This is a genomic window from Cohnella sp. CFH 77786, from assembly GCF_019400745.1.
Taxonomy (GTDB): Bacteria; Bacillota; Bacilli; order Paenibacillales; family Paenibacillaceae; genus Cohnella.
Genome location: NZ_WJIB01000019.1, coordinates 30,837 through 56,018, shown reverse-complemented (window position 1 = coordinate 56,018; position 25,182 = coordinate 30,837). Strand labels below are relative to the sequence as shown.

General features: G+C 59.3%; 22 protein-coding genes and 1 pseudogene. 19 read left to right on the top strand and 4 right to left on the bottom strand.

The window, feature by feature from the left end; genetic code table 11:
• Positions 1 to 151: 151 nt before the first annotated feature.
• Entirely contained in the window at positions 152 to 1,435 is a 1,284-nt protein-coding gene (locus GE107_RS22410; RefSeq protein WP_219643469.1) for an adenylosuccinate synthase, read from the top strand.
• Between the two features lie 71 nt (positions 1,436 to 1,506).
• Here the strand turns inward: GE107_RS22410 and GE107_RS22405 are convergent, their stop codons facing one another.
• Complete coding sequence (locus tag GE107_RS22405; RefSeq protein WP_219643468.1) at positions 1,507 to 2,031, bottom strand: GbsR/MarR family transcriptional regulator; 525 nt, start codon at positions 2,029 to 2,031, stop codon at positions 1,507 to 1,509.
• Between the two features lie 223 nt (positions 2,032 to 2,254).
• On the opposite strand from GE107_RS22405, the gene GE107_RS22400 reads away from it, so the two are divergent.
• From GE107_RS22400 to GE107_RS22340, 13 genes are all read left to right on the top strand, one after another.
• Entirely contained in the window at positions 2,255 to 3,136 is an 882-nt protein-coding gene (locus GE107_RS22400) for a carbohydrate ABC transporter permease (RefSeq protein WP_219643330.1), read from the top strand.
• Positions 3,137 to 3,164: 28 nt separating this feature from the next.
• Entirely contained in the window at positions 3,165 to 4,007 is an 843-nt protein-coding gene (locus GE107_RS22395) for a carbohydrate ABC transporter permease (RefSeq protein ID WP_219643327.1), read from the top strand.
• 75 nt (positions 4,008 to 4,082) lie between these two features.
• Positions 4,083 to 5,465: an extracellular solute-binding protein gene (locus GE107_RS22390; RefSeq protein WP_219643325.1), complete on the top strand. Its 1,383-nt coding sequence runs from the start codon at positions 4,083 to 4,085 to the stop codon at positions 5,463 to 5,465.
• 10 nt (positions 5,466 to 5,475) lie between these two features.
• Positions 5,476 to 6,273 carry an HAD family hydrolase gene (locus GE107_RS22385; RefSeq protein ID WP_219643322.1) on the top strand — a complete coding sequence of 266 codons (798 nt, stop codon included), beginning with the start codon at positions 5,476 to 5,478 and terminating at the stop codon, positions 6,271 to 6,273.
• Positions 6,274 to 6,287: 14 nt separating this feature from the next.
• A complete protein-coding gene (locus tag GE107_RS22380) occupies positions 6,288 to 6,611 on the top strand; it encodes a DMT family transporter (protein ID WP_255570760.1) in 324 nt (107 codons plus the stop codon).
• A gap of 26 nt (positions 6,612 to 6,637) precedes the next feature.
• Positions 6,638 to 7,492, top strand: coding sequence for a metallophosphoesterase family protein (locus GE107_RS22375; RefSeq protein ID WP_219643316.1), 855 nt, complete (start codon positions 6,638 to 6,640; stop codon positions 7,490 to 7,492).
• 149 nt (positions 7,493 to 7,641) lie between these two features.
• Positions 7,642 to 8,403, top strand: coding sequence for a hypothetical protein (locus GE107_RS22370; RefSeq protein WP_219643313.1), 762 nt, complete (start codon positions 7,642 to 7,644; stop codon positions 8,401 to 8,403).
• Positions 8,404 to 8,578: 175 nt separating this feature from the next.
• Entirely contained in the window at positions 8,579 to 10,150 is a 1,572-nt protein-coding gene (locus GE107_RS22365) for a M23 family metallopeptidase (RefSeq protein ID WP_219643311.1), read from the top strand.
• A gap of 154 nt (positions 10,151 to 10,304) precedes the next feature.
• Entirely contained in the window at positions 10,305 to 11,051 is a 747-nt protein-coding gene (gene yycF / locus GE107_RS22360; RefSeq protein WP_219643307.1) for a response regulator YycF, read from the top strand.
• On the top strand, positions 11,048 to 12,877 hold the full coding sequence (gene walK / locus GE107_RS22355; RefSeq protein ID WP_219643304.1) for a cell wall metabolism sensor histidine kinase WalK: 1,830 nt from the start codon (positions 11,048 to 11,050) through the stop codon (positions 12,875 to 12,877). The genes yycF and walK overlap by 4 nt, the downstream gene beginning before the upstream one ends.
• Positions 12,874 to 14,190 (top strand): two-component system activity regulator YycH, encoded by a 1,317-nt coding sequence (yycH, locus tag GE107_RS22350; RefSeq protein ID WP_219643300.1) that lies wholly within the window; start codon positions 12,874 to 12,876, stop codon positions 14,188 to 14,190. Before walK ends, yycH begins: the two co-directional genes overlap by 4 nt.
• 34 nt (positions 14,191 to 14,224) lie before the next feature.
• Positions 14,225 to 15,007, top strand: a complete 783-nt coding sequence (gene yycI, locus GE107_RS22345) for a two-component system regulatory protein YycI (protein WP_219643296.1) — start codon at positions 14,225 to 14,227, stop codon at positions 15,005 to 15,007.
• Between the two features lie 32 nt (positions 15,008 to 15,039).
• Positions 15,040 to 15,843: an MBL fold metallo-hydrolase gene (locus GE107_RS22340; RefSeq protein ID WP_219643293.1), complete on the top strand. Its 804-nt coding sequence runs from the start codon at positions 15,040 to 15,042 to the stop codon at positions 15,841 to 15,843.
• A 15-nt stretch (positions 15,844 to 15,858) separates the two neighbouring features.
• Here GE107_RS22340 and GE107_RS22335 read toward each other — a convergent pair whose 3' ends face one another.
• A complete protein-coding gene (locus tag GE107_RS22335; protein ID WP_219643290.1) occupies positions 15,859 to 16,059 on the bottom strand; it encodes a hypothetical protein in 201 nt (66 codons plus the stop codon).
• 154 nt (positions 16,060 to 16,213) lie between these two features.
• On the opposite strand from GE107_RS22335, the gene GE107_RS22330 reads away from it, so the two are divergent.
• Both GE107_RS22330 and GE107_RS22325 read left to right on the top strand, forming a co-directional pair.
• Positions 16,214 to 17,536 (top strand): S1C family serine protease, encoded by a 1,323-nt coding sequence (locus tag GE107_RS22330; protein ID WP_219643465.1) that lies wholly within the window; start codon positions 16,214 to 16,216, stop codon positions 17,534 to 17,536.
• A gap of 32 nt (positions 17,537 to 17,568) precedes the next feature.
• Entirely contained in the window at positions 17,569 to 17,736 is a 168-nt protein-coding gene (locus tag GE107_RS22325) for a CxxH/CxxC protein (RefSeq protein WP_219643286.1), read from the top strand.
• Between the two features lie 412 nt (positions 17,737 to 18,148).
• On the opposite strand, the gene GE107_RS22320 is transcribed toward GE107_RS22325, so the two are convergent.
• Positions 18,149 to 18,463, bottom strand: a complete 315-nt coding sequence (locus tag GE107_RS22320; RefSeq protein ID WP_255570759.1) for a putative quinol monooxygenase — start codon at positions 18,461 to 18,463, stop codon at positions 18,149 to 18,151.
• Between the two features lie 61 nt (positions 18,464 to 18,524).
• Complete coding sequence (locus GE107_RS22315) at positions 18,525 to 19,022, bottom strand: DinB family protein (protein WP_219643281.1); 498 nt, start codon at positions 19,020 to 19,022, stop codon at positions 18,525 to 18,527.
• A gap of 528 nt (positions 19,023 to 19,550) precedes the next feature.
• Between GE107_RS22315 and GE107_RS22310 the strand changes: the two genes are divergently transcribed.
• The 3 genes and pseudogenes from GE107_RS22310 to GE107_RS22300 form a co-directional block, all read left to right on the top strand.
• The gene (locus tag GE107_RS22310; protein ID WP_219643279.1) at positions 19,551 to 21,302 is read left to right on the top strand and encodes an ABC transporter ATP-binding protein; all 1,752 of its coding nucleotides are present in this window, start codon (positions 19,551 to 19,553) and stop codon (positions 21,300 to 21,302) included.
• Positions 21,303 to 21,329: 27 nt separating this feature from the next.
• Positions 21,330 to 23,348, top strand: a complete 2,019-nt coding sequence (locus GE107_RS22305; RefSeq protein WP_219643277.1) for an ABC transporter ATP-binding protein — start codon at positions 21,330 to 21,332, stop codon at positions 23,346 to 23,348.
• 300 nt (positions 23,349 to 23,648) lie between these two features.
• Positions 23,649 to 25,142: pseudogene (locus GE107_RS22300) on the top strand (lamin tail domain-containing protein); the annotation flags it as partial.
• Positions 25,143 to 25,182 lie beyond the last annotated feature (40 nt).

Here is a 25,182-nt window from a genome sequence, read left to right as displayed (position 1 = left end):
TATTCGTTGACTTCGCGGGGGTCAATTGATAAACTAATCATGCCCCGAACCATCCTTCGGCGGCAGGGCTTCGCATGCCCTGTTGCCCGGCGTTGGCAGAGGGGGAATTATGATGCCGGCGGCCGAACATACGCCGGACGGAGGGATTGCCTTGTCTACAGTCGTCGTAGTGGGGACGCAGTGGGGAGACGAAGGAAAAGGGAAGATCACCGATTTTCTCGCCGAGAAAGCCGACGTCGTTGCGCGTTACCAGGGCGGCAACAACGCCGGCCACACCATTTTGATCCAGAACAAGAAGTACAAACTTACCATGATTCCGTCCGGAATCTTCAACGAAAACAAACTTTGCGTCATCGGGAACGGAATGGTCATCAATCCGGCGGCGCTGGTCGAAGAGATCCAATACATCCACGACAACGGATTTTCCACGGACAACCTGAAAATCAGCGACCGCGCGCACGTCATCATGCCTTATCATCTGGTTCTGGATGCGCTCGAAGAGGACCGCAAAGCGGACAATAAAATCGGCACCACCCGCAAGGGCATCGGCCCGGCCTACATGGACAAAGCGGCGCGCAACGGCATCCGCATCGCCGACCTCATGGTCGCGGAGGAGTTCAAGGACAAAGCCCGCCGCCTGATCGCCGAGAAGAACCAGATCATCACCCAGATGTACGCGGGCCAGCCGCTGGACGCGGAAAGCATCATTTCGGAATATTTGGGTTATGCCGAACAGCTGCGTCCATACGTGACCGACACGTCCGTCGTGCTGAACGACGCGATCGACGCGGGCAAGAAGGTGCTGTTCGAGGGCGCGCAAGGCGTCATGCTCGATATCGACCAGGGAACCTATCCGTTCGTCACGAGCTCGAACCCGTCCGCGGGCGGCGTCTGCATCGGGTCGGGCGTCGGTCCGTCCAAAATCAGGGAAGTCATCGGAGTCGCCAAAGCCTACACCACGCGCGTAGGCGACGGACCTTTCCCGACGGAGCTGCACGACGAGCTCGGCCAATGGATCCGCGACAAAGGGCATGAATACGGCACGGTAACGGGCCGTCCGCGCCGCGTCGGCTGGTTCGACACGGTCGTCGTCCGCCATGCGCGCCGGGTGAGCGGTATTACGGGCCTGTCGCTCAACTCGCTGGACGTGCTGACGGGTCTGGAAACGGTCAAAATTTGCACGGCTTACCGCTATCGCGGCGAGCTGATGGAGCATTATCCGGCGAATCTGAAAATTCTCGGCGAATGCGAGGCGGTATACGAGGAGCTGCCGGGCTGGAGCGAGGACATTTCGAACGCGAAGACGCTGGAGGACCTTCCGGAGACGACGCGCAACTTCGTTCAGCGGGTATCCGAGCTGACCGGCATCCCGATCGCCATCTTCTCCGTCGGCCGCAACCGCGAACAGACGAACCAGGTGGCCAAGATTTATTAAGAAAACTCGATAACGAATTCAGAAATGAATAGGAAAAGCCGTTTGCCTTCCCGGGCAAAACGGCTTTTTTTTCATTCCTTTTTCTCGAAATAAACGCCTGCCTGCAAGTCGTTGACGAATTGCTGCAGCCAGTCGTAGTAGCCGACCGCGTGTTTGAGCTTGTGCAGATCCTCCAGGCAAAGACGGCGCTCCTCTTCCGGCGTGTCCCGGTCCAGGATCGCGGCGGATAGCTCCGGAATGACCGCGTCGATCGCACCGCGCATCACATCGATCTCCCGCTGCAGCTTGGTCGTGAAGAAGTTTCGGAACGCCTGGAAAAAGTCCGTTTCCGCGGCGTACAGATCTTTCCGTTCTTCTTTTTCCGGCAGCTTGGCCACCATTTTGGAGTCCATCAGCGAACGGACCGCATAGCTCATATTGCTTTTGCTCATGTTCATGCGGCTCTGCATTTCTTCCAGCGTCATCGGTTTGTCCTCGAAAAACATGATCCCGTAGAGCTGTCCGAAAGAGTAATTGGCGCCGTAGAGATCCATCGTCTGCGCAATCGCGTCGATGACCTTGAACCGAAGCTCTTCGCGGCGCGATGAGGGATTCATTTTACCGGAAGTGGCTTTCTTCACCTTCGCGCCTCCTGTATCCGTGCGTGATGACGGAATCGATTGCGATTTTACAGAAACTTGACCTGGGCATCACGAAACAATAACCATTTCGCCCCACCATGAACGTACAATAAAAATTGAACATTCATGGGAATTCTGTTGACGCACCTCAATATTATAGCAAAAGCAAAAAATAATTGAACGGATTCTAGGAGGAGAAATGAAACTTTCGAGGCTGATCGGAGATCTGAAGGCGCTGTTGTTCACCTTGCCGGCCATGATTCCTCTGACCTTGTTCTGGTTTATTCCGCTCGGGTACGTGATCTACTTGAGCTTCATGGAATGGGACTTCATGAGCCCCGACAAAACCTTCGTAGGTCTGGACAACTACCGCTATTTGCTGGACAACCCCGATTTCTACGATTCGCTGCGCGTCACGCTGTTGTTTTGCGCCGGAAGCGTGCTGCCGATCATGGCGGTCGGACTGGCCCTCGCCGCGCTGCTGAGCCGTAAGCGAAGAGGAGGCGCCGTCTACCGGACGCTCATCTTCTCTCCTTGGGTGACGCCGACCGTGGCGGTCTCGATCGTCTGGTCATGGATCTACGAACCCGAAGTGGGACTCGCGAACACCCTGTTGAGGCTGTTCGGGCTGGAAGGAGTCCGCTGGCTGGAAGACCCGAACTGGGCGCTTATCGGGATTCTGCTCGTGACCATCTGGAAATCGGCGGGCTGGAGCATGATTTTCTATCTCGTGGCGATCGGCAACGTGCCGCCCGATTATTTGGAAGCGGCCGAACTGGACGGGGCGAACGGCTGGCGCAAGTTCCGCCGCGTCACGCTGCCGCTGATCTCGCCGACCACGTTCTTCCTGTTCGTCGTGCTGACCATCTCGGCTCTGCAGGCCTACGACCAAATCAATGTCCTAACCCAAGGCGGACCGGCCGGCTCGACCCGAACCATCCTGTATTTCTACTATTTGTCGGCATTCGACTCGTACCAAATCGGGGAAGCCTCCTCCGTCGCCATCCTGCTGATTGCGGGCTGCGTCTTGTTGTCGCTGCTCTCGTTCTGGATCGGCCGCCGCACCGTGCATTACGCTTGACAAGCGCATCGAAAGGCAGGGAAAAACGATGCAACATCAGGGAAAGCTTGGCCGCATATCCGCACATGCGCTGCTCGCTGCAGCCGCGCTGATCATGGCCTTTCCGTTCTATTGGATGGCGACCAGCGCACTCAAAACGAACGACGAAATCTGGCGGTTTCCGCCGACGTTATGGCCGCAATCCCCCTTGTGGAGCAACTTCGCGGATGCGTGGAACGCCGCGCCGTTCGCCCGCTACATGCTTAACAGCATAGTCGTCGCGGGAGTCATCGTCGTCCTTCAAATCATCAACTCAGGCATGATGGCCTACGCGTTGACGCACATGGCGTTTCGCCTGAAAGGCGCGTTGACCTCGCTCATTCTCGTCGGGTACATGATCCCCGTCACCGCCGTTTATTTGCCCGGTTATATCGTCTTGAGCAGATTAGGGCTGCTCGATTCGTACGGGGGGCTCATCCTTTCCAACTGCGTCAGCATCTTTTCGATTTTTCTGATCCGCCAAGCGTTCCTGCAGGTGTCCCACGAGCTGGTGGAAGCGGGTCAAATCGATGGTGCCTCCCATTTCCGCATTTTGTGGACGATCTTATTCCCGCTGGCCCGCTCTTCGTTCGCGGTGCTCGCGCTCATTACCTTCATCGAGCAGTACAACAATTACTTCTGGCCGATGCTCATCACGAAAAATCCGGATTTGCAGCTCGTGTCGGCCGGTCTCCGCAGCTTCTTCGTGGAAGGGGGTGCTTACGGGCTTAAGTGGCCGCTCATTATGGCCGCCAGCGCCTTTACGATCGTACCGCTGCTGGCTCTGTTCCTGCTGACCCAGAAGACGATCATGCAGAGCGTAAACCTCTCGGCAGGCGCCAGCAAAGGTTGACATCTGCAGAGTGTACAAACGGATAGGAAATGAGACCAAAAAGAAAACCCCAAAGCGAAGGTGGAGGAAACCACGATGATGACGTTGAAAAAAGGTTGGGTAGGGCTCGTTCTTGCCGCGATTTTGATGCTGACCGCTTGCGGTAAGAATGCGGGCACGAACGAGAGCGGCGGCGCTTCGCCGTCCGGCTCCGCGTCCGCCGAAGCATCCGCTTCCGAATCCCCGTCCGCGAGCGAAGCTTCTCCTTCGGCCGCGAAGGAACCGGTCACGATCGAGTTCTGGTATGGTCTTGGAGGCAAACTCGGCGAGAACATGCAGAAGCTGATCGACAAGTTCAATTCGTCGCAGCAGGAAGTGATCGTCAAGCCGGTCGTGCAAGGAGACTACTCGGAGACGGAGAAGAAGCTGCAGGCGGCCATCGCATCCGGAACGGTTCCCGCCGCAGTCCTTTCCGCGAACGTGGATTGGGCGCGCAAAGGCTATTACGCACCGATGGACGACATGATCGCGGCTTCGGCCGATTTCAATAAGAGCGATGTCATTCCGACATTCCTCGAGCAGGGACAAGTGGACGGCAAGCAGTATTTCCTGCCGATGTACGGCACGACCCAGGTCATGTATTACCGCAAGGACGCCTTGAAGAAAGCGAACCTCAAACCCGAGGATCTGACCACGTGGGAAGCGCTGGCGAAAGCGGCGGCAACCATGGCGGTTAAGCAGGGCGGCAAAACGTCGTTTTACGGCTGGGAGCCGATGTGGGGTTACGAGAACATGATGGACGCCGTGCTGGGCAAAGGCGGCAAAGTGCTGAGCGACGACGGCAAAACCGTCCTGATCGATTCGCCGGAATGGGTCGACACCTGGGAGCTGTTCCGCAAATGGATTCATGAAGATAAGATCATGCGCATTCACTCCGGCGGACAGGGCTGGGAGTATTGGTACAAAACGATCGACGACGTCATGAAAGGCCAGGCAGCCGGATACACCGGATCGAGCGGCGACCAAGGGGATCTGGACTTTAACATCGTTGGCGCGATGGAGCAGCCGGGCTGGGAAGGCGTCGGCGCCGGCAAGCCGGTCGCGCAGGCGATCATGGCGGGTATCCCGGCCAAGGCAAGCCCGGAGCAACAGCAAGCGGCCTTCAAATGGTTCCAGTTCTTCATGAGCCCGGAGAACACCGCCTTCTGGTCGATGAACACCGGTTATATCGCCGTTCGCCAATCCGCGCAGCAGGATCCGGCATTCGTGGAATTCAGCAAGACGCATCCGCAGATTACGATCCCGCTGAAGCAGGCGGCTCATGCCTCCGCGCCGTTCCTCGATCCGACCGGCGGCAAAATCGCAGATGCGCTCAAGATCGCGGCGGACAAGGTGCAGATCAACAACGTGCCGGCTGCCGAAGCCCTGAAGGCGGCCAAAGAGACCGCGCAGCGCGAGCTGGACAAGCTGAACAAGTAGGTGACGGGCCATGCCGGTATTGCATGCGGCGGGCAGAACTTATCGGATCGAAGGCATTTTGTTCGATAAGGATGGAACGCTGATGGATTTCATTTACACCTGGGGGGACTGGAGCGGGCAAATGCTCGCCCGGTTCTCCGCTTTACTGGAAGCGAGAAATCTTCCGCCTCTCGGCGTCGGCCCCGACGTGCTGTGGGGGACTCTCCATGGCGCCTGCGGGCGGGTCACCGATTACGACCGAAGCGGACCGCTGGCGATGGGGACGGTTGACGACATGCTGACGATACTGGCATGGCACGGATACCGGGCCGGCCTGTCATGGGCGGAAGCCAGGACCCTTGCCGATGCAAGCAGGCGGTTCGCCGACGAGCGGCTGGACGAAACGCGCGCGGTGCGTCCGATTCCGGACGCCGTTCCGTTCCTGGAGAGCTGCCGCCGGAGCGGGGTCAAGATGGCGGTCGTGACGGCGGACGAGACCGTGTCGGCCCTTAAGCATCTGGAATGGCTCGGCATCCTCGGGTATTTCTCCGCATGTGTCGGCACGGATCAGGTGGAGCGAGGGAAGCCGTATCCCGATATGGCCCTGTTGGCCTGCCGCCAGCTCTCTCTGGATGGTTCGCAAGTCGCCGTGATCGGAGATACGAACGGGGATATGCGCATGGCCAAATCGGCCGGCGCGGCCGTCGCCGTCGGGATCTCGTTCCCCGGCGCAGGCGAAGCGGAAGGCGCAGCGCCATTGCCCGATGCGGACGCCCTGATCAGATCCTACCGGGAGCTTGCGATCATGCCGGAGAAGGACGAAGCATGAAAAGGGGGAGCCGTATGGGTTGGTTGTTCTTAAGCCTGGCGATTTTCTTCGAGCTGTCCGGCACGATCTCGATGAAGCTCTCGGAAAGCTTTACGCGTCTCGTCCCTTCCGTGCTCATGTTCCTGTTTTACGGAATCAGCTTCACGTGCCTGAACTTCGCGCTCGGCTACATGGAAGTGGCAGCGGTATATGCGATCTGGTCGGGAATCGGCATCGTCCTCATCGCGCTCGCAGGCTATTTCTTTTTCCAAGAAAAATTGCCTCTCGGCTCCCTGCTCTGGATCGCCGTGATCGTGGCGGGAGTCGTCGGTTTGAACGTGAGCAGAAGCGGCCACTGAGCCATCCATTCGTCCAAGGAGGTTTCATGATGCATACCGATGTCACCCGCCCCCTTCTCTCTTTCCAGGTGATCACGGATACCCATGTCACCGTCGACCCGAATCACCCGTACAACCTGAATCTGGAGCGGGCGCTTCAGGATATCGCGGAGAACGCCCCGGGCAGCTGCGGCATCATGCACGCCGGGGATGTTACCGACCATGGCTTTCCGGCAGAATATGAAGAGATGAAGAGAATCTGGAACCGCTGGAACGACCGATTGCCCCCTCTTTACTTCACGATGGGCAACCACGATGTCGCTCTGGGGGAATGGAGCTCGCGCTTGTCCGACTTCCTTACGGCTACGGGGATGACGGCCGCGTACCACGACCATTGGATCTGCGGCTATCATTTTATTTTTCTCGGGACGGAGCAAGGGCTGGAGCTGTTCTGCAAGCTGTCGGAAGAGCAGCTCGCATGGCTGGATGCCAAATTGGGAGAGGACGCGTCTCCTGGCAAACCGGTTTTCGTCTTCCTCCATCAGCCGTTAAAGGACACGGTGGCGGGCACGGTGGAACCCCACAAGTGGTACGGGGTGACGGAGGACGAGGAACTCAAGCGGGTTCTGTCCAAGCATCGCCAAGCCATTCTCTTCACGGGGCATGGGCATTGGGAATTGGGATCGCCTCTCACCTATTATGACGGCGCGGGCAAGCTGCCCGCCATGTTCAATGCCGCTTCGGTCGCCTATCTCTGGACGGACGAGGACGAGCGCAAGGAAGGCAGCCAAGGCTACTATGTCGAGGTGTATGCCGACCACGTGCGCGTAAGAGGCCGGGATTTCTCGACGGGGAAATGGGTGGAAGCCGCGCAATTCCGGGTGGACGATCCGTTTCGTTAAAAATCGCCGGTTCGCCGAATAGCCGGCTGGAACTTCATCAGCGCTCTTCTCTTTCAACGGGAAGAGCTTTTTTGTTTTAGAGGTTAAAAGAATCGAGGTTTGCCCATACTGAAAACTATGAAAATCAGATGGAAACAGGTGACAGCCGCATGTGGAAATGGTGGTTGAACTGGGCGGCGCGCACGCTGTCGACGGCCTTGCTCCTCAGTTTTCTCAGCATATGGACGACCGGATACATCGTGAACAGCTATATGGAATCTCTGTTGAAGCAGTTGGATCTGCCCCTTCAGACGCAGCCGTTCGCTTTGTCCGGCGTCTGGGGCAAGCTGTGGGGCGCAAATCCGCCCGCCAAACCCGAGGAGAATAATGCCGCGCCGCCGTCTCCCTCTTCCGAATCGACCTCTACAGAACCCGCGCATGACAACGGGAACGCCGCCCTGCCGGAAGGGAGTGAAGACGGGAGCCCGAATCCGGACAGCCGCAGCGACTCTCAAACGGACACCGATACGGCCTCCCGAAACGGCGCCCACACGAGCCCGCCGGCTCCGGAATCGGACGCCCCGGACTCGCAAGCGTCCGGAAGTCCGTCCCCTTCGGACGGTGACGGCTCCGTCCCGGTCTTTCAGAACGGGGGCGCGAACATTCTGGGCATGACCGAGGAACAGCGCCAGCTCCTCCGAACGGTGATGGCCAAGCTGAGCGCGGAGCAATTGGAGCGATTGTCGGGATATTTGGAGGACGGATTGACGGAGGAAGAGTTGACGATAATCGGAGATGCGATCAAGCCTTCCTTGACCGAAACGGAATACGGCCAAATCATGGAACTGCTCCGGCTGAAAGCCGAGAGCCCCGAAGAAGCCCCCGAAGGCTCCGAAGCCCCGCCCGATCAGCCTACAGGACCCGATCGATAAGCAGCGTGATCGTTTGCGAAGCCGCCTCCCGCGAGGCGGCTTATTTCCAGTTCCGTTCCAACAAACGTCTGTTTGGTTGTCTGCGCCGTTCGACATATGCTAAAGTAGGATACAAGTTTTGGCTCGAACGGGAACGAAATCTCGTCCTATCATTTTGCGCGTAAAGGAGAAGATCATGGCCGTTTTCAGGGGAACGGACCGGATCCGGAGCGCAGCTGCCGCAGCAATGGGCAGTCTCCGGCATGTTCGGTCTTACTGCTTGAAAGGAATAACGATTGTTAACCAGACACTTAATCCGAAAAAGAGCCGTTTCATCCGGCAATACCGCAAGCCGATCGCCGCAACGGCGGTTGCTCTCTTGGGCGTAGGCGCCGTGGCGATCGGCGGACAGCAGTACGTCGAAGCGCATACGAACGACTATTTCCAAGTGTATGTCAAGGGCACGCCGGTCGGGCAAATCAGCGACAAAACGAAGGTCGAGCGATGGCTGGCAGCCAAAGCGGCCGAACTGAACGGAGCGGATACCCCCGTCCTGCAGGCGTTGGATGAAGATCAAGTTACATACCAACTGGAAAGGGCTTACAAAGCGAGTCCGGACGACGAAGCCACGCTGGCCGCTTTGGCGGCTCGAGTGACGACCCATCCGGTAGGCGTGGAGCTCAAGGTGAACGGGAAAGTCGTCGGCGTCGTCCGCGACCGGGAGGCGGCGGAAGCCCTCCTGGCGAAAGTCAAAAAGAAATATGTCCCGGAAGCCGTCCCCGTCCAGGCGACGGCGAATAAACCTGCTCCTCAAATCAAGGTGCTCTCCGCGACCGCCGGCTCCAAACCGGCATCGGCCGTTCCGGAGCGGAAGGTGACCCGGATCGATTTCGCCGAGAAGGTGGATCTCGCGGAGGTTAAGCTTACGGGGGGCGTCCTGTCCGATCCCGACAAGCTCTACAAGCAGCTCGTGACGGGAAATCCGACGGCGGTGAAGTACACGGTCAAGGAAGGCGATTGCCTGGGCTGCATCGCCGAGAAGTTCAATGTGTCTCCCGAGCTCATCTACCGGAACAACCCGTGGATCGTGGACGACATGCTGCACATCGGAGACGTTCTCGATTTAACCGAGCTGAAGCCCGTCCTTAACGTCCATTCGGAGGAGCAGGTGACGCAGACCGAGACGGTGGAGGCCCCGATCGAGTACAGGAAGAGCGAGGACATGCGGGCCGGCGAGTCGAAGGTGATCCGGCAAGGCCGCGACGGCAAGAAACGGGTCACGTACAGGCTCGTCAAGAAGAACGGCAGCCTGCTGGAGGAAGAAATCGTCTCCGAGACGCTGTTGGAGAAGCCGGTATCGACGATCATCCTGAAAGGCACCAAGGTGATCGCGGGGGAAGGCACCGGCAAGTTCGCCTGGCCGGTCATCGGCCACCGGGTCACCAGCTACCTGGGCATGCGGTGGGGCCGGATGCACAACGGCATCGACATCGTCGGCCGGAGCAGCATTCTCGCCGCCGACAACGGGGTTGTCGAGTTCGCGGGCTATAAGTCCGGCGGCCTGGGCAACATGATCATCATCGATCACAAGAACGGCTTTAAGACCGTGTACGGCCATATGAAGAGCTTGAAAGTGAAGAAGGGCCAGATCGTGGAGAAGGGCGACACGATCGGCATCATGGGCAGCACAGGACATTCCACCGGCACTCATTTGCATTTCGAAATCCATCTGGACGGCAAGCTCAAGAATCCTTTGAGTTATCTATAAGACGCTTCGAGAAGGCTTTCTTCCCCGCGGGAGAAAGCCTTCTTCCTTCCGGCGGGAGAGCGCAGGAGATTATTTCCCGCCGTTCTCCCGGCTATCCTGATATGGTAAGATAGAGATATTCGAATAGCTTCCGGAGCAAGGAGGCGGTGCACGCATGCCGGGTAAAATTCTGGTCGTGGACGATGAGCGGCCGATCGCGGATATTCTGAAATTCAATCTGGAAAAAGAAGGCTACGAGGTCGTCTGCGCTTTCGACGGGGAAGCGGCGGTGCGGCTCGCCTTCGAGGAGGACCCGGACCTGATCCTCCTCGACCTGATGCTGCCGGTCAAGGACGGAATGGACGTCTGCCGCGAGGTGCGGACGCGTCTGTCCACGCCGATCATCATGCTGACGGCCAAGGACACGGAGATCGACAAGGTGCTCGGCCTCGAGCTGGGCGCCGACGATTACGTGACGAAGCCGTTCGGCACGCGCGAGCTGCTCGCGCGGGTGAAGGCCCATCTGCGGCGCCAGCGCAACCTCGAGTCGCCCCGCGGGAGCGACGACAATGCGCAGCAAGAGGCGGCGGAACCGCAAGGGCTGAAGCTGTTCAACCTGTTCATCGATACGGACATGTACGTAGTATACAAAAACGGACAGCCGCTGGACCTGACCCACCGGGAGTTCGAGCTGCTGCATTACCTGGCCCGCAACAGCGGCAAGGTCATGACGCGGGAGCACCTGCTGCAGGCGGTCTGGGGCTTCGAATATTTCGGCGACGTCCGCACGGTCGACGTCACGATCCGCCGGCTCCGCGAGAAGATCGAGGATGACCCGAGCCGGCCGGACATCATCATGACCCGCCGCGGGCTCGGGTACTTGATGCGCAATCCCCGGACGTCGGGCGGGCTGCTGGGATGAAATACCTTCGGGTGTTCCGAAGCATTCAGGCCAAGCTCATCCTGATGGTGCTGATGCTGATCCTGATCGCGGTGCAGCTGATCGGGGTGTATTTCATCAGCGCGATGAAGAGCTCGCTCATCGAATCGTTCACCACTACGCTCAACAACCAGGTGAACCTGCTGACGAGCTTGTCGGCATCGGCGCTCGCCGAGCAGGACAAGAGCGGAGGCGCCCGCCAGGACGCCGGGGAAGAGCTCAAGGCGCTCGCGGGCAGCTTGTCCACCTTCAGCGGCGCCGAAATCCAGGTGCTCGACGCGGGCGGCCGAGTGCTCACGACGTCCAAATCGACGGATCCCTCGATCATCGGCCGCAAAAACACGTCCCTGCTCGTCAGCCGCGCCCTTCAGCGTATTCCCGACAACGAGGAAGAAATCATCGACGATCAGAACGAACGGAAGAAGATCATCGCCAAGCCCGTGATCAACGAGGGCAAAGTCGTCGGCGCCGTCTACATTACCGCTTCGATGAAAGACCTGTACCAGACGGTGGAGCGGATCAACCGGATTTTCGTCTCGGCGATCCTGATCGCCCTCGGCCTGACCGCCGTGCTCGGCGTTCTGCTGGCCGGCACGATTACCGCGCCGATCAAGGCGCTTACCCGCCAGGTGACGGCCGTGGCCGAGGGACGCTTCGACCAGCGCGTGCCGGTGTTCGGCACCGACGAGATCGGGCAGCTGAGCGCCGCGTTCAACGACATGACCGACCGCCTGAGCGAAGCGCTGGCGCTCGGCGAAGAGGAGAAGGAGAAGCTCAGCTCCGTTCTTTCCAATATGAGCGACGGGGTATTGGCAACGGACGAGCTCGGACGCGTGATCATTGCCAACCGGCGCGCCCAGGCCATGCTCGGCTCCGGTGGCTGGGAGGGCCGTACGTTGTCCGAAGCCTTGAACGTGGATAAAGGGCCGATCGCCGAGACGCTGGAAGGCAAGGAGTCGTGGCTGCTGCTTCGCCGGGAGGCGGAGGATGGCGGGGACGAGATGATCGTGCGCGTCACCTTGACGCCGATCCGCCGGCGGGACAAGGGCGTGGCGGGCGCGATCGCCGTGCTGCACGACATCACGGAAGCGGAGAAGCTCGAGCAGTCCCGGCGGGAGTTCGTGGCGAACGTCTCGCACGAGCTGCGCACGCCGCTGACGACGATCAAGAGCTACGCCGAAGCCCTGGATGACGGCGCTATGGAGGAGCGGGATTTGGCGCGGCGGTTCGTCGGCGTCATCCGGAACGAAACGGAGCGGATGATCCGCTTGGTCAGCGACCTGCTTCATCTGTCGCGGTTCGATTCCCGGCGTCTCCAGCTCAGGCGAGAGAAGATCAACATGAACGAGATGCTGGACGAAGTGGTCGACCGGTTCTCGTTCCAGCTGCGTCAGAAAGCGATCACCGCCACGGTGCAAGCAAGTCCCGATCTGCAGCCGGTTTGGCTGGACCGGGACGGCATCGATCAAGTGTTGGATAACCTCGTGTCCAACGCGGTGAAATATACGCTCGACGGAGGGACGATCAAGCTCTCCGCCTTCTGCAATCCGGCCGGGCAGCTCTGCGTCGTCGTGAAGGACACGGGCATCGGGATTCCCAAGAAGGACCTGGAGCGGATTTTCGACCGCTTCTATCGCGTGGACAAGGCCCGCTCGCGCAACATGGGCGGCACGGGTCTCGGCTTGTCGATTGCCCGGGAAATCGTCCGGGCCCACGGCGGCGCGATCTCGATCGAATCCGAGTCCGGCGCCGGCACCGCCGTGACCGTCACGCTCCCGATCGTGCAGGAAGGAAGTGAGCCGGCATGATGGAGAAGGCCAAATCCGTGCTTCTCGGGTTGCTGGTGGCGCTCAGTCTGGTGCAGAGCTATTTTCTCGCTTACAGCATGCCGAGCATGGAAGCCAAAGTCCGGTCCAATCAGGATTACGTGTCGACGGAGCCGCTGGGGCCGGAACAGAAAGTGGAGCAGCTCATTTTTCCGGAACAGATCATTCTCCACATGGGCGAAGACAAGCATACGGTGTTCTATCCGGACAACGCGCCTTATTACGATTTGATTCTGACGAAGCTGAAGGGCCGGGACTTCAAGGGATTCGAACGCAGCGCCGCCGACACGGTCGACTGGGACCAGGTGCGGCGCGATGATTTGGGCCTCGAGCTGCGGTTCGGCCGGCCGATCCCGTTTAAGCTGCTGCAAGGCCAGGGGGAAGGCGGCTTCAAAATCGAAACCGACTTCCTGTTCTCCGGCGATTCGATCGACCGGATCTGGATTTTCGTCCGGAAGGACAGCGAAGAGGTGCGCACGTTCTTCTTCAGCGCCGACGGAAGCAACGTGTACGAGTCGCTCCGCGCGGATCTGACGGTCGGGGACGTGGCGACGAACGTGGGGTTCGGCCAATACTGGACGCCTTATCGGACGACGGACGGAGAGCTGTACGTACCGGAGAAGCCGTACAACTGGTTGAACGAGATGCAGGTGCCGATCACCCGGTATACGACCGAGCAGATGCAGCGCAACCTGTTTTTCGATCCGGGCACGACCCGGGCGATCCAGGAACGCAAGGACGGCAACCTCATCTATACGGACGGCAGGCGGGCGCTCAAGGTCGGGGAGAACGGCGGCTGGATGTCTTATACCGATCCCGTGGCTCCGCCCGAGAGCCAAACCGATCTGGTCGACAACGTGACCGGCGCGGTTCGGTTCGTCAACCAGCATGGCGGTTGGAACGGTCAGTACCGCCTGACCCTCTCCGGGGAAGCGGATACGGGCAGCGTCCTCCGGTTTCAGCAATATTACGGCAAGGTTCCGGTTCTGCCGGGCCGGAATTTGACGTTCGGCTACATGCAGCTTCAGCTTCAGCAAGGGACCGTGACCTCGTATGACCGGTCGCTGATCATCCTGGGCGATACGCCGAAGAACCGCAAGGGGCGGCTGCTGCCGGGCGGCGACACGCTCCGCGCCCTGATCGCAGGGGCCGGCTTGGCTTCCAAAGCCGTGTCGCTCTTCCCGGCTTACCGCCCGTCGCTGGAGAAGGACGCGATTACGCTCCGACCCGTATGGGCCGTACGACTGGCGGACGGTACCCTTCAGATCGTGGCGGAGTCGTCCGCCGCGCCGTAACGGAATTGGATCGAAGGCCTAAGGAGGGATAGGGATGGACTGGAGACGGGCGAAAAGCGTGCTGATCCTCGCCTTTCTCATGCTGAACGCGCTGCTCGGCTACCAGCTGTGGACGGAATGGCGGGCGCAGGTGAACGCGTCCGTCGACTGGACGTCCCTTCCCGCCGAGACGCGCCAGGTCATGCAGGCCAAAGGAATCCGGATCGGCGCCACGCTTCCGACGGAGACGCCGGCCATGCGCGATCTGTTCTTCAAGCTCAAGGAGCCGGCGGCCGGCGCGAAGGAGCGCGTTCCGCTCCCCTCTCCGCCGGAGGCGCGGATCGTGTTCTCGCCGCAGGAATTGGAGGACGCGCTCGGCGGCGTCATTCCGGAGCTCGGGAAATATGCGTACGACGACCCGGGAAGCCGGGAAGGCGTATTCGTGCTCAACCGGATGATCGACGGGTTCCCGATGTTCGACATTCATTTGGAGCTGTACAACAGCGAGCAGAAGATCCAGGCTTACCGGCAGGACATCGTCCAGACGCTCTCTTCGGACGACGCCGAGGCGCAGCAGGTGCTTCCGGCTTCCAAAGCGGTGGCCGTCGTGATCGAGAACTATTTGCCGGCGGGCTCCGTCATCAAGGACATCCGGCTGGGCTACCACGGCCAAATTTTTCCCGATGCGGAAATGCAAGTTTCGGCGCCTTATTGGAGGGTTTTGCTGGAAAATGGCGAAGTGTACTATGTACACGCCATCAGCGCGGAGGTAACGACCGGCAAAGGGGAGGCGTCCAAGCCGGCAACTCAGGCGGGATCATCATCGACAACAGACTAACGCGCAACACGGGAGAGGGAAAGGAAACCGCCATGGGCCTTCGTTTCACGGTGCTGGCCAGCGGCTCTACGGGCAACGCGACCGTCGTATCTTCGGATGCGGCGACGGTGCTCGTCGATGCGGGGCTGAGCGGCAAGAAGATAGAAGAATTGATGCAGCAGCGCGGCGTCGCGGGAAGCGATCTGGACGCGGTGTTCGTCACGCACGAGCACTCCGACCACATCAAGGGACTCGGGGCGTTCGCGCGGAAATTCGAGCTTCCGGTTTACGCGAACGAGAAGACGTGGGCCGCGATGCATAAGCACGTCGGGGAGCTGCCCGACCATCAGCGCAAAGTGCTGGACTCGGACAGCGCGATGGAGCTGTTCGACCTGCGGATCGAATCCTACGCGATCTCGCACGACGCGGCGGAGCCGGTCGGCTATTGCTTCCGGTCGGGCGGAGCCAAGCTGAGCCTGGCGACCGACATGGGCTACATGAGCGACAAAGTGATGGAGAAGCTTCGGGACTCCGACGTGCTCGTGCTGGAATCGAACCATGACATCGAGATGCTGAGAATGGGCAGGTACCCATGGAACATCAAGCGGCGCATTCTCGGAGACACCGGCCATTTGTCGAACGAAGCCGCGGGGGAAGCGCTGTGCAGGCTGTTGAACGGGACGACCCGGAGGGTCTATTTGGCCCATCTCAGCCTGCAGCACAATCTCATGGATTTAGCCAAACTGACGGTGAATACAGTATTAGAAGACAACGGTTTTTTCTATCACAGGCATGAGTTCGCCTTGTGCGAAACGCATCCCGACCGCCCGACCGAGTGGGATCTCGTGAAGGCTTGAAGCGGCGGATTGGCGCTAGAGCAACAGCTGGCGGTTCAGCTCGGCTTCCATGTACGACGATTTGGCTCGGATCTCCTCCGGCGTGAGGATGCCCTTGTCCACCAGCAGCTCGATGAGCGTGCTGAGCGCCAGAAGCTGACGGTACTGATCGTCCTTCATGTCTCCGAGACGGGAGGCGAGGTCGAGGTAATGCCAGTCGTACGATGCGTTCTGCATGAGCGATTCTTCCTTTCTTTACATAAGGATTTGCGAGCTTGTCCGCTTGCTTACCGCAGGCGATTCTATTAGTATTTTAGTCACAACCTTTGAAAACATTCCTGTTTTTCCGCGAGATCGAGAGAGAATCCGAGTGAAAGAGGGTGTAATGACGTTGAGCCTGTTCGACGACGATTTTTATTCCACGAAAACAAGGCGCGGCACGAAGCGTTACGGACAGGCCGGATTCGGGGGCGGGAGGGGCTTCCGCTCGATGTCGACGCTCCGCGTGGCGGTCGCCTCCTCGCTCGTCAGCGCGCTTGCGGTGGTGCTGCTGTTCATGCTCATCGTGGGGAACAGGGAGGAATCGCCCGCCGCCAGACCCGCGATGGCGGGCGGCCAATCGCTGGTGGAAACATCCGAGCGGATCATCACGGCATCCGAGAAGATTCGGCCGACGGTCGTCAGCATCATCAACATCACCCGGGAAGCGAAAGATCATGCGTCTGAAAAGGACGGCGGAAGCGCGCATGACAACGAGGTGCCGGAGAACGCCAGCTTGGGTTCGGGCGTCATCTTCGAGAAGAAGGACGGCAAGGCGTTTATCATTACGAACGCTCACGTCGTCACGGATGCCGCCGAAGTGCAGGCGGTCCTGATGGACGGTACCAAGAAAGAAGCCAGGATCGTGGGTCAGGATACGATCAGCGATCTGGCGGTTCTGTCCGTCGATGCCAAAGGCATCGACAAGGTGGCCGAAATCGGCGAATCCGACAAGCTGAGGGTCGGGGAGATGGTCATCGCCGTCGGCAACCCGCTCGGCTTCGGCGATTCGGTGACGAACGGAATCGTCTCCTTCCTGCACCGGATCGTGCCGGTCTCTCTCAATCAGGACGGAATCTATGATTGGGAGCAGGAAGTGATCCAGACGACCGCCGCCATCAACCAAGGGAACAGCGGGGGCGTGCTGGCCGACCTGAATGGCAGCGTCATCGGCATCAACAGCATGAAGATCGCCGACACCGGCGTGGAAGGGATCGGGTTCGCGATTCCGATCGACGCGGTCATGCCCGTGGTAGAGCAGCTGATGAAGAACGGCAAAGTGCTTCGGCCCTACATGGGCGTATTCTCGATGGATTTGTCCGTGTATCTCGACAATCCCGTCGGCTCCGGATCGGACGATTCCGCGAAGGATTCCGAATCCGGCACCGATTCCGGTCACGGCGAAGACGGTTCCAAGGGCGGTCCGGTCGTGCCGGAAGGGGTGAAGGACGGCGCGCTCGTGCTGGAAGCCGTCGGACCCGCTAAGGAGGCGGGTCTTCGGCTGAACGACATCATCACGGAGCTCGACGGCAAGCCGATCAAGGGCACGCTCGATTTGCGCAAGTACTTGTATAACGAGAAAAAAATCGGGGATTCTCTTACCGTGACCTACTATCGGGACGGCAAAAAAGAGGAGCTTAAGCTGACGCTGACGGAGAAAGACAAAGAGGAATAGGCCGGCGCCTGAGGAAAGGAACATAACAGCTTATGTATTGCGTATGCCGGGAACACGTGGAGCTGGCGATCGACAAATTCGTTGACGAATACGAAGACGCCCCCGACTTGGTGAATTTGCAGACGACGTCGTTCTCGGAATGGACGCCGCCCGCGCGCTGCGATTGGTGCGACGGGCCGGCGGAAGTGTTGGTTTTGTAATCGAATATTGCCTTGGACAAGAACGGCCGCCGGCTTCATAGCCAGGCGGCCGTTCGGTTGCAAACGATAAAGAATGGATCAGGCAGAAGGTGCATCCCATACTTGTCCCAGTGACTTCCGGAGACGTTATATGGTCCGAAGTACCGTGTTCGAGCGCTGCAGTGACTTCCGGAGACGTTATTTGGTCTAAAGAACCGTGTTCGAGCGCTGTAGTGACTTCTGGAGACGTTATTTGGTCCGAAGTACCGTGTTCGAGCGCTGCAGTGATTTCCGGAGACGTTATTTGGTCTAAAGTACCGTGTTGGAGCGCTGTAGTGACTTCTGGAGACGTTATTTGGTCTGAAGTACCGTGTTCGAGCGTTGTAGTGACTTCAAGCTGAGCAGCGGATGGCGTTCTGGTGCCTTCTGCTCATTATCCGTCAGCCGGAAATCCCTTGCCTCCCAAAGAGCGCAGCCGGGTACTCTCCACGCCGGCGATCAATGGCTTAGCCTTGCCGATAAGCGCGGCGGTCTCCGGCAGCTGCAGGGATGCGGCGTGCGAATCCTTGTCGCGCCAAATCTCCGTCACCCATACGGCATCCGGTTCCTCATCCGAGACGTGGATGATGTACTGCTCGCAGCCCTCTATCGCCTCCGCCCCTTCCGCCGCTTCCAGCAAAATCCCGACGAGCGCATCCTTGCTGCCCGGAACCGTTTTGAATTTGCCGATGAACCCGAACTTGTCCAAAACCGATACCCTCCCTGATCGATGCTTGAATGGTTTTCCTGATATCCCCATCATAGCGAACCTACGCGAGCGGTTCCATTCCCTTCTCGATCCAGGACTCGTACGTGGGACCGTAAAGATCGGGCAGGCGCACGCCGGCTTGCCGCATCAGAACGGTCATTTGTCCGCGGTGGTGGGCTTGATGCGCAAGGGTGAAGCTGAGCGATCTTCCGTTCTCGTAAGGCTCGCCCATGACCGTCTGCGTTTCCGCAAGCGATTCGTCGCTCCATTGCGCAATCACCGCGTCCAGCAGGGCGGCGCTGATCCGGCGATACCGGTCCGCGATGGCGGCAGCCGAAGCGGGAACTTCCCGGCCTTCTGCCGGTGCCTCGAAGGTAAGCCCCAGCGCGGTCATATAATGCAGCGACTCCACCAAGTGCCAGGCGAGCCGGCCTAACGTCCGGCGCCCGGGCACGATTTCCCTCTTCAAGGATTCGTCAGTGAGCGCCTCCAGAACGCGCAAGGTAATGGCGGATTCCCGGTTCCATTCCGCGGCGAAATCGCCGATTTTCCTGAACATGCTTCGTATCCTCCCATTGGATCTTTGTGGTCTTTCGAATTGAGTATAAACCGGTTTCGCTGACAGAGACGGTCAGTGAAGCGGGAATCTTTGTCAGGATTTTCGGACAAGCCCAAAGTAAAAAATTCAATAAATTTTCAAGGGAAAGGTTGACAGTCGCCGAAACCGGATGCTAAAGTGACACATATACTTGATGAACGGAAAGGGGGTTACGTCCCATGCGGAACCATACGATCATGATTGTGCCGATGATGTTGTTGGCTGGCGGCTTCGGCCGTTTCGTTGGACGTAACCCTCGCGCGGAGCACACGGCGGCTTAAGAACGGCTCGTTCTGAAGACGGCGTGGAGGCGTGTGGTTACGTGACCGTAACCATGCGCCTTTTTCGTTCCACAGGGAACATTCGCGGACCGTGCTGCGGCACGGTTCCCGGCGAAAGGCGTATCGCTTGCGGGCGGTACGCCTTTCATTTTTTTCCACGTTCAGCAATATATATGAGTTTTGCGCCCGGGAGAGGGGTAGAGAGAGCATGTTTGACGTTTTAAAGAAATTGAGTTGGTTTTTCCGCTTGCACTGGAAGAGGTATACGTCGGCCGTCATTCTGCTCGGCATCGTAGGGGTCATCGACATCCTGCCGCCGAAGCTGATCGAGTACACGATCGACGGGATCCGGGAAGGGACGCTTACCGCAGGCGAATGGACCGAGGTGGTGCTTTATTGGTTCGCCATCACCGCCGCGAGCTACGGGCTTACGCTCATCTGGCTGTACCAGCTGTTCGGAGGCTCGTTCATCCTGGAGCGGATGATGCGGTCGCAGCTCATGAAGCATTTTCTGAAAATGACGCCGACCTTCTATGAGCGCAATCGGACGGGAGACTTGATGGCGCGGGCCACGAACGATTTGGGCGCGATATCGAATACCGCGGGATTCGGCATCCTGACGTTGATCGATTCCACTCTGTTCATGGCTACGCTGCTTATCGTCATGGCAGGCACGATCAGCTGGAAGCTGACACTTGCCGCCATGATCCCGCTGCCGGTTATCGCGGTCGTGCTGAAATATTTCGGATCGATGATCCACAAGCGTTTCATGAAAGCCCAGGACTCCTTCGGGGAGCTGAATGACCAAGTGCTGGAGTCGGTGTCGGGGGTCCGCGTGGTGCGGGCGTTCGTGCAGGAGAAAGCCGACAAAGCCCGTTTCCGCGCCAAGACGGACGAAGTGCTGCAGAAGAACGTACAGGTGGCGCAAATCGATTCCTTGTTCGAACCGTCGATCAAAATCCTGGTAGGCCTCAGCTATTTGATCGGCCTGGTCTACGGTGCCACTCTGGTCTATCGAAACGAGATTACGCTCGGGGAGCTGGTTTCCTTCAACATGTTCCTCGGCATGCTGATCTGGCCGATGTTCGCCATCGGCGAGCTGATCAACATCATGCAGCGGGGCAACGCCTCGCTCGACCGGATCCACGAGACGCTCGGCGTGAAGCCGGACGTGGCGGATGCCGCGAAGCTGACGGATGTCGAGGTGCCGGAAGAAATCGCGTTCGACCGGGTAACGTTCCGGTATCCGTCCTCTTCGATCGATAATCTGGTGGACATCTCGTTCACGATCAAACGCGGGCAGACGCTGGGCATCGTCGGGCGGACCGGCAGCGGCAAGACGACGGTTCTGCGCCAGCTGCTTCGGGAATATCCGCTCGGTAACGGCAGCATCGCCGTCTCCGGAACGCCGCTCGGCGAAATCCCGCTGGAACGGATTCGGGGGTGGCTCGGGTACGTACCCCAGCAGCCGGTGCTGTTCAGCAAGACGATCCGGGAGAACATCCGGTTCGGCAACGGGGACCGCGAGTTTACCGAGGAGAGGTTGAACCGGGCGCTGGAGCTGGCCTCGTTCCGCAAGGACGTGGCGTTCCTGCCGGACGGCCTCGAGACGCTGGTCGGGGAGAAAGGCGTGGCGCTGTCGGGCGGCCAGAAGCAGCGGGTCAGCATCGCCCGGGCGGTGATCGCCGATCCGGAGATCCTGATGCTGGACGATGCTCTGTCCGCGGTGGACGCGAAAACCGAGGTCGAAATCCTGGAGGGCGTGCGCCGCGAACGCGCCGGCAAAACGACGATCATCACGACGCACCGGCTGTCCGCCGTCCAGCACGCGGATTGGATTCTCGTGCTGGACGAAGGCCGGATCGCGGAGGAAGGAACGCATGAGCAGCTGCTGGAGCTGGGCGGATGGTACAAAGAACAGTACGAACGCCAGCAGCTGTCGGAAGTATTGAATGCTTAAGCGAATGGGGAATGTGGGTGAGAGAAGATGAATACAACAGGAAAACGATTGTTTCGATATGCCCTCCTGTACAAAAAGCCGATTCTGGCGGCGCTTCTGCTCTTGGCGCTGGCGGTCAGCGCCGAGCTGGTCGGACCGGTCTACGCGAAGCGGATGATCGACGACCACATTATGGGGATCCAGAAGGTATGGCACGAGACGCAGAGTCAAGACCGGTTCAGCGTCCCGTACGACGGAACCCGGTATAAGCGGGAAGACCGTTTCGCGGCAGGCGAGCCGCAGGGCGCAGCGGCCCGCGTGCTGCAGGTGGGAAGGTCTTACTATTTCGTGAAAGACGCGGTGCCGGTGACCGGAACGATGGCGGTCGAGAACGGAATGCTGAAGGTGACCCCTTCGGAAGGCAGCCCGGTTACGTTCCCGGCCGTGAAGCTGACCGGCGGGGAGATTTACGGGTTCTACCAGCCGGAATTCCGCGGCTTGCTCTCGCTGGCGCTGACGTATTTCGGATTCCTGGTGGCGGGTTCGGTACTCGCCTATGGGCAGCGGTATTTGCTGCAGGTGTCCGCGAACCGGATCATCCACCGGATGCGCAACGACGTGTTCGCGCACATCCAGCGGCTTCCGGTCCGGTACTTCGACAACCTGCCGGCGGGCAAAGTGGTCGCCCGGGTGACGAACGATACGGAAGCCATCCGGGAGCTTTACGTGAACGTGCTCGCGAACTTCTTCTCGGGCGTGATCTTCATCGCCGCCATTCTGGGCGCGCTGTTCCTGTTGGACTGGAGGCTGGCGGTCATCTCGCTGCCCGTCGCGCCGCTCCTGTACTACTGGATCGTCGTTTACCGCAAATTCGCGGCGAAATACAACCACGTGATCCGTTCGCGGCTCAGCGACATCAACGCGATCATCAACGAATCCATCCAGGGCATGCCGATCATTCAGGCGTTCCGGAGGGAGAAGCAGACGGAGAACGAGTTCGAGGAGCTGAACAAGGATTACCTCAACTACCGAAACAAGCTGCTGAGGCTGAACTCCATCATGTCTCACAACCTGGTCAACGTGTTCCGGAACCTGTTTTTCCTGATCGCCCTGTGGATGTTCGCGAAGGATTGGCTGGGCGCGGCGATGACAGTCGGCATGCTGTACGCTTTCATCGACTATATCGGCCGGATGATGCAGCCGGTCGTCGGGATCGTGAATCAGCTGGCCAACCTGGAGACGGCGCGGGTGTCCGCGGAGCGGGTGTTCGAGCTGCTGGACCAGGAAGGCGTTGACGTATCCGAAGGCCGATTGCCGCGTTACCGCGGGGACGTCCGGTTCGAGAACGTATCGTTCGCCTATAAGGAAGGCGAGGACGTGCTCAAGAACATCACGTTCGGCGCCCGCCAGGGGGAGACGGTGGCGCTCGTCGGCCATACCGGCTCGGGCAAGAGCTCGATCCTGAACCTGCTCTTCCGGTTCTACGACGTGGAGCGGGGAACGATTTCGATCGACGGCATGGACGTCCGCGACATTCCGAAGCAGGAGCTGCGCCAGCACATGGGCATCGTGCTTCAGGATCCTTTCCTGTTCACGGGAACGATCGCTTCGAACGTCAGCCTGGGCGATCCGTCGATCACCCGGGAGAGGGTGGAGCAGGCGCTGAAGGACGTCGGCGCTTACGATATGTTCATGCAGTTGCCGAACGGGATCGACGAGCCGGTGATCGAGAAGGGCAGCACGCTGTCCGCGGGGCAGCGCCAGCTGATCTCGTTCGCCCGGGCGCTCGCGTTCGATCCCGCGATCCTGATCCTGGACGAAGCCACGGCGAGCATCGACACCGAGACCGAAGCGATCATTCAGCGGGCGCTCGACGTGCTCAAACGCGGCCGTACGACGTTCGTCATCGCCCACCGGCTGTCGACGATCCGCTCGGCGGACCAGATCCTCGTGCTCGATCGGGGCAAAATCGTGGAGCGCGGCAACCACGACGAGCTGATGCAGCTCGGGGGCAAATACCACGCCATGTACCAGCTGCAGCTGGGAGGCATCGAAGTCGCGGTGTAAACGAAGAAGGCCGGTTCACCCGTATCGTGCGGGGGACCGGCCATTTTTCATTTCCTGAACCACCTCGATAATACGTCTATCCGTCCGAAAGGACACTCGAAGAGCATCGGAATTTTTTTCAGACAAACATGCTGCCATGTGGGAACTCCTCGCCCGTACGATTCCGACGCTAAGGCGGTTGAGAAACGGATGTTGGATTTCCGATTTACATTCCATTTACCAAAAACTAGTACCAGATCTATATTCCGTTTGCTAGAATCGCCTTGGTAGACCAAATCATAATCGTGAGGAGATGAATTAATGAAATCCAGGAAGACTTGGTCCCGCCTGCTGCTCTCATTCTCGATTGCCGTCAGCACCGTTTGGGGAAGTTTCGGGTATGCCCCTTCGACTTACGCGGAAGGACCGAATGATCCGGCCCCCGAGCTTCAACCCTCCGGAACCCCGAACGGCAAAAAAATTCTGTTCGACAACACCCACGGCCAAACCGCCGGCGCGGCAGACTGGGTAATCGACGGCGCGTTCTCCGACTTCGCGACGGCGCTGGCGAACAAAGGGTATTACGTCAAGGAACTTCGCAAGGCGGCCCCGATTACGTACGCCGATCTGTCCGGATATGACGTCGTCGTGATCGGGGAAGCGAATATACCGTATAAATCGTCGGAACAGGCTGCTCTTCTCCAATACGCGCAAAACGGCGGGAGCATTTTCTTCATCGCCGACCACTATAATGCGGACCGCAACAAGAACCGTTGGGATTCCTCGGAGGTGTTCAACGGCTATCGGCGGGGGGCCTGGACGGATCCCGCCAAGGGGATGAGCGCCGAGGAAAGGAATTCCGCGGCCATGCAGGACATCGTCAGCTCCGATTGGTTAGCCGCCAACTTCGGCGTCCGCTTCCGCTACAATGCCATTGGCGACGTGACGGCCAACAATATCGTACCGGCAAGCCAGGCCTTCGGCATCACCGCCGGCGTCAGCACCGTCGCGATGCACGCCGGTTCGACGCTCGCCATTCTCGACCCCAACAAAGCGAAAGGCATCGTCTATCTCCCTGCGACCACAACGAAATGGGCGAACGCGGTAGACCAGGGCGTTTACGCCGGCGGAGGCGTCGCGGAGGGCCCTTACGCGGCCGTTTCGAAGGTCGGCCAGGGGAAAGCGGGTTTTATCGGCGACTCTTCACCGGTAGAAGATGCGACACCCAAGTACCTGCGTGAAGAAACGGGAGCTTCCAAGAAGACCTATGACGGCTTCAAGGAGCAGAACGACTCGACTCTGCTGGTCAACATGATCGACTGGCTGTCCGTCAAAGAGACGTATACCTCCTTATCCCAGGTCAGCGGGCTGCAGCTGGACCAGCCGACGCCGCTTCTGGCCATGGAGGATCCGGCTTCGTCCACCGAGCCGCAGCCCGAGCCTTGGGCGGCACCGGCCGCAGGCTACAAGTGGTGGGACCCGTCTACCTTTAAGCCGGGCTCTTACGGTTACGACAGCACCGGTGGCGGCGGCGGTTCAGGCACAAGCGGCGTATTCATCTCCGAATATGTCGAAGGCAGCAGCTACAACAAGGCGATCGAAATTTACAACGGCACCGGCGCTGCCGTAAATCTAGCCGGTTACACGCTTAGCCAGTCGAATTCGACCTCCTCCATCAGCCTTAGCGGCACGCTGGCTAGCGGAGACGCGTATGTGGTCGCCCATTCCAGCGCGGCCTCCGGCATTACGTCCAAAGCCGACCTGCTGACGGACAACCTCGTATTTAACGGCGATGATTCCGTCACCCTGAACCTTAACGGCAGCGCAGTCGACGTAATCGGCACCGCGGGCACTG

What these genes read in the sequence shown, in the direction of transcription:
- GE107_RS22405 (WP_219643468.1), bottom strand. Translation starts at nt 2,031, where the DNA reads ATGAATCCCTCATCGCGCCGCGAAGAGCTTCGGTTCAAGGTCATCGAC.
- GE107_RS22400 (WP_219643330.1), top strand. Translation starts at nt 2,255, where the DNA reads ATGAAACTTTCGAGGCTGATCGGAGATCTGAAGGCGCTGTTGTTCACC.
- GE107_RS22395 (WP_219643327.1), top strand. Translation starts at nt 3,165, where the DNA reads ATGCAACATCAGGGAAAGCTTGGCCGCATATCCGCACATGCGCTGCTC.
- GE107_RS22390 (WP_219643325.1), top strand. Translation starts at nt 4,083, where the DNA reads ATGATGACGTTGAAAAAAGGTTGGGTAGGGCTCGTTCTTGCCGCGATT.
- GE107_RS22385 (WP_219643322.1), top strand. Translation starts at nt 5,476, where the DNA reads ATGCCGGTATTGCATGCGGCGGGCAGAACTTATCGGATCGAAGGCATT.
- GE107_RS22380 (WP_255570760.1), top strand. Translation starts at nt 6,288, where the DNA reads ATGGGTTGGTTGTTCTTAAGCCTGGCGATTTTCTTCGAGCTGTCCGGC.
- GE107_RS22375 (WP_219643316.1), top strand. Translation starts at nt 6,638, where the DNA reads ATGATGCATACCGATGTCACCCGCCCCCTTCTCTCTTTCCAGGTGATC.
- GE107_RS22370 (WP_219643313.1), top strand. Translation starts at nt 7,642, where the DNA reads ATGTGGAAATGGTGGTTGAACTGGGCGGCGCGCACGCTGTCGACGGCC.
- GE107_RS22365 (WP_219643311.1), top strand. Translation starts at nt 8,579, where the DNA reads ATGGCCGTTTTCAGGGGAACGGACCGGATCCGGAGCGCAGCTGCCGCA.
- yycF (WP_219643307.1), top strand. Translation starts at nt 10,305, where the DNA reads ATGCCGGGTAAAATTCTGGTCGTGGACGATGAGCGGCCGATCGCGGAT.
- walK (WP_219643304.1), top strand. Translation starts at nt 11,048, where the DNA reads ATGAAATACCTTCGGGTGTTCCGAAGCATTCAGGCCAAGCTCATCCTG.
- yycH (WP_219643300.1), top strand. Translation starts at nt 12,874, where the DNA reads ATGATGGAGAAGGCCAAATCCGTGCTTCTCGGGTTGCTGGTGGCGCTC.
- yycI (WP_219643296.1), top strand. Translation starts at nt 14,225, where the DNA reads ATGGACTGGAGACGGGCGAAAAGCGTGCTGATCCTCGCCTTTCTCATG.
- GE107_RS22340 (WP_219643293.1), top strand. Translation starts at nt 15,040, where the DNA reads ATGGGCCTTCGTTTCACGGTGCTGGCCAGCGGCTCTACGGGCAACGCG.
- GE107_RS22335 (WP_219643290.1), bottom strand. Translation starts at nt 16,059, where the DNA reads ATGCAGAACGCATCGTACGACTGGCATTACCTCGACCTCGCCTCCCGT.
- GE107_RS22325 (WP_219643286.1), top strand. Translation starts at nt 17,569, where the DNA reads ATGTATTGCGTATGCCGGGAACACGTGGAGCTGGCGATCGACAAATTC.
- GE107_RS22315 (WP_219643281.1), bottom strand. Translation starts at nt 19,022, where the DNA reads ATGTTCAGGAAAATCGGCGATTTCGCCGCGGAATGGAACCGGGAATCC.
- GE107_RS22310 (WP_219643279.1), top strand. Translation starts at nt 19,551, where the DNA reads ATGTTTGACGTTTTAAAGAAATTGAGTTGGTTTTTCCGCTTGCACTGG.
- GE107_RS22305 (WP_219643277.1), top strand. Translation starts at nt 21,330, where the DNA reads ATGAATACAACAGGAAAACGATTGTTTCGATATGCCCTCCTGTACAAA.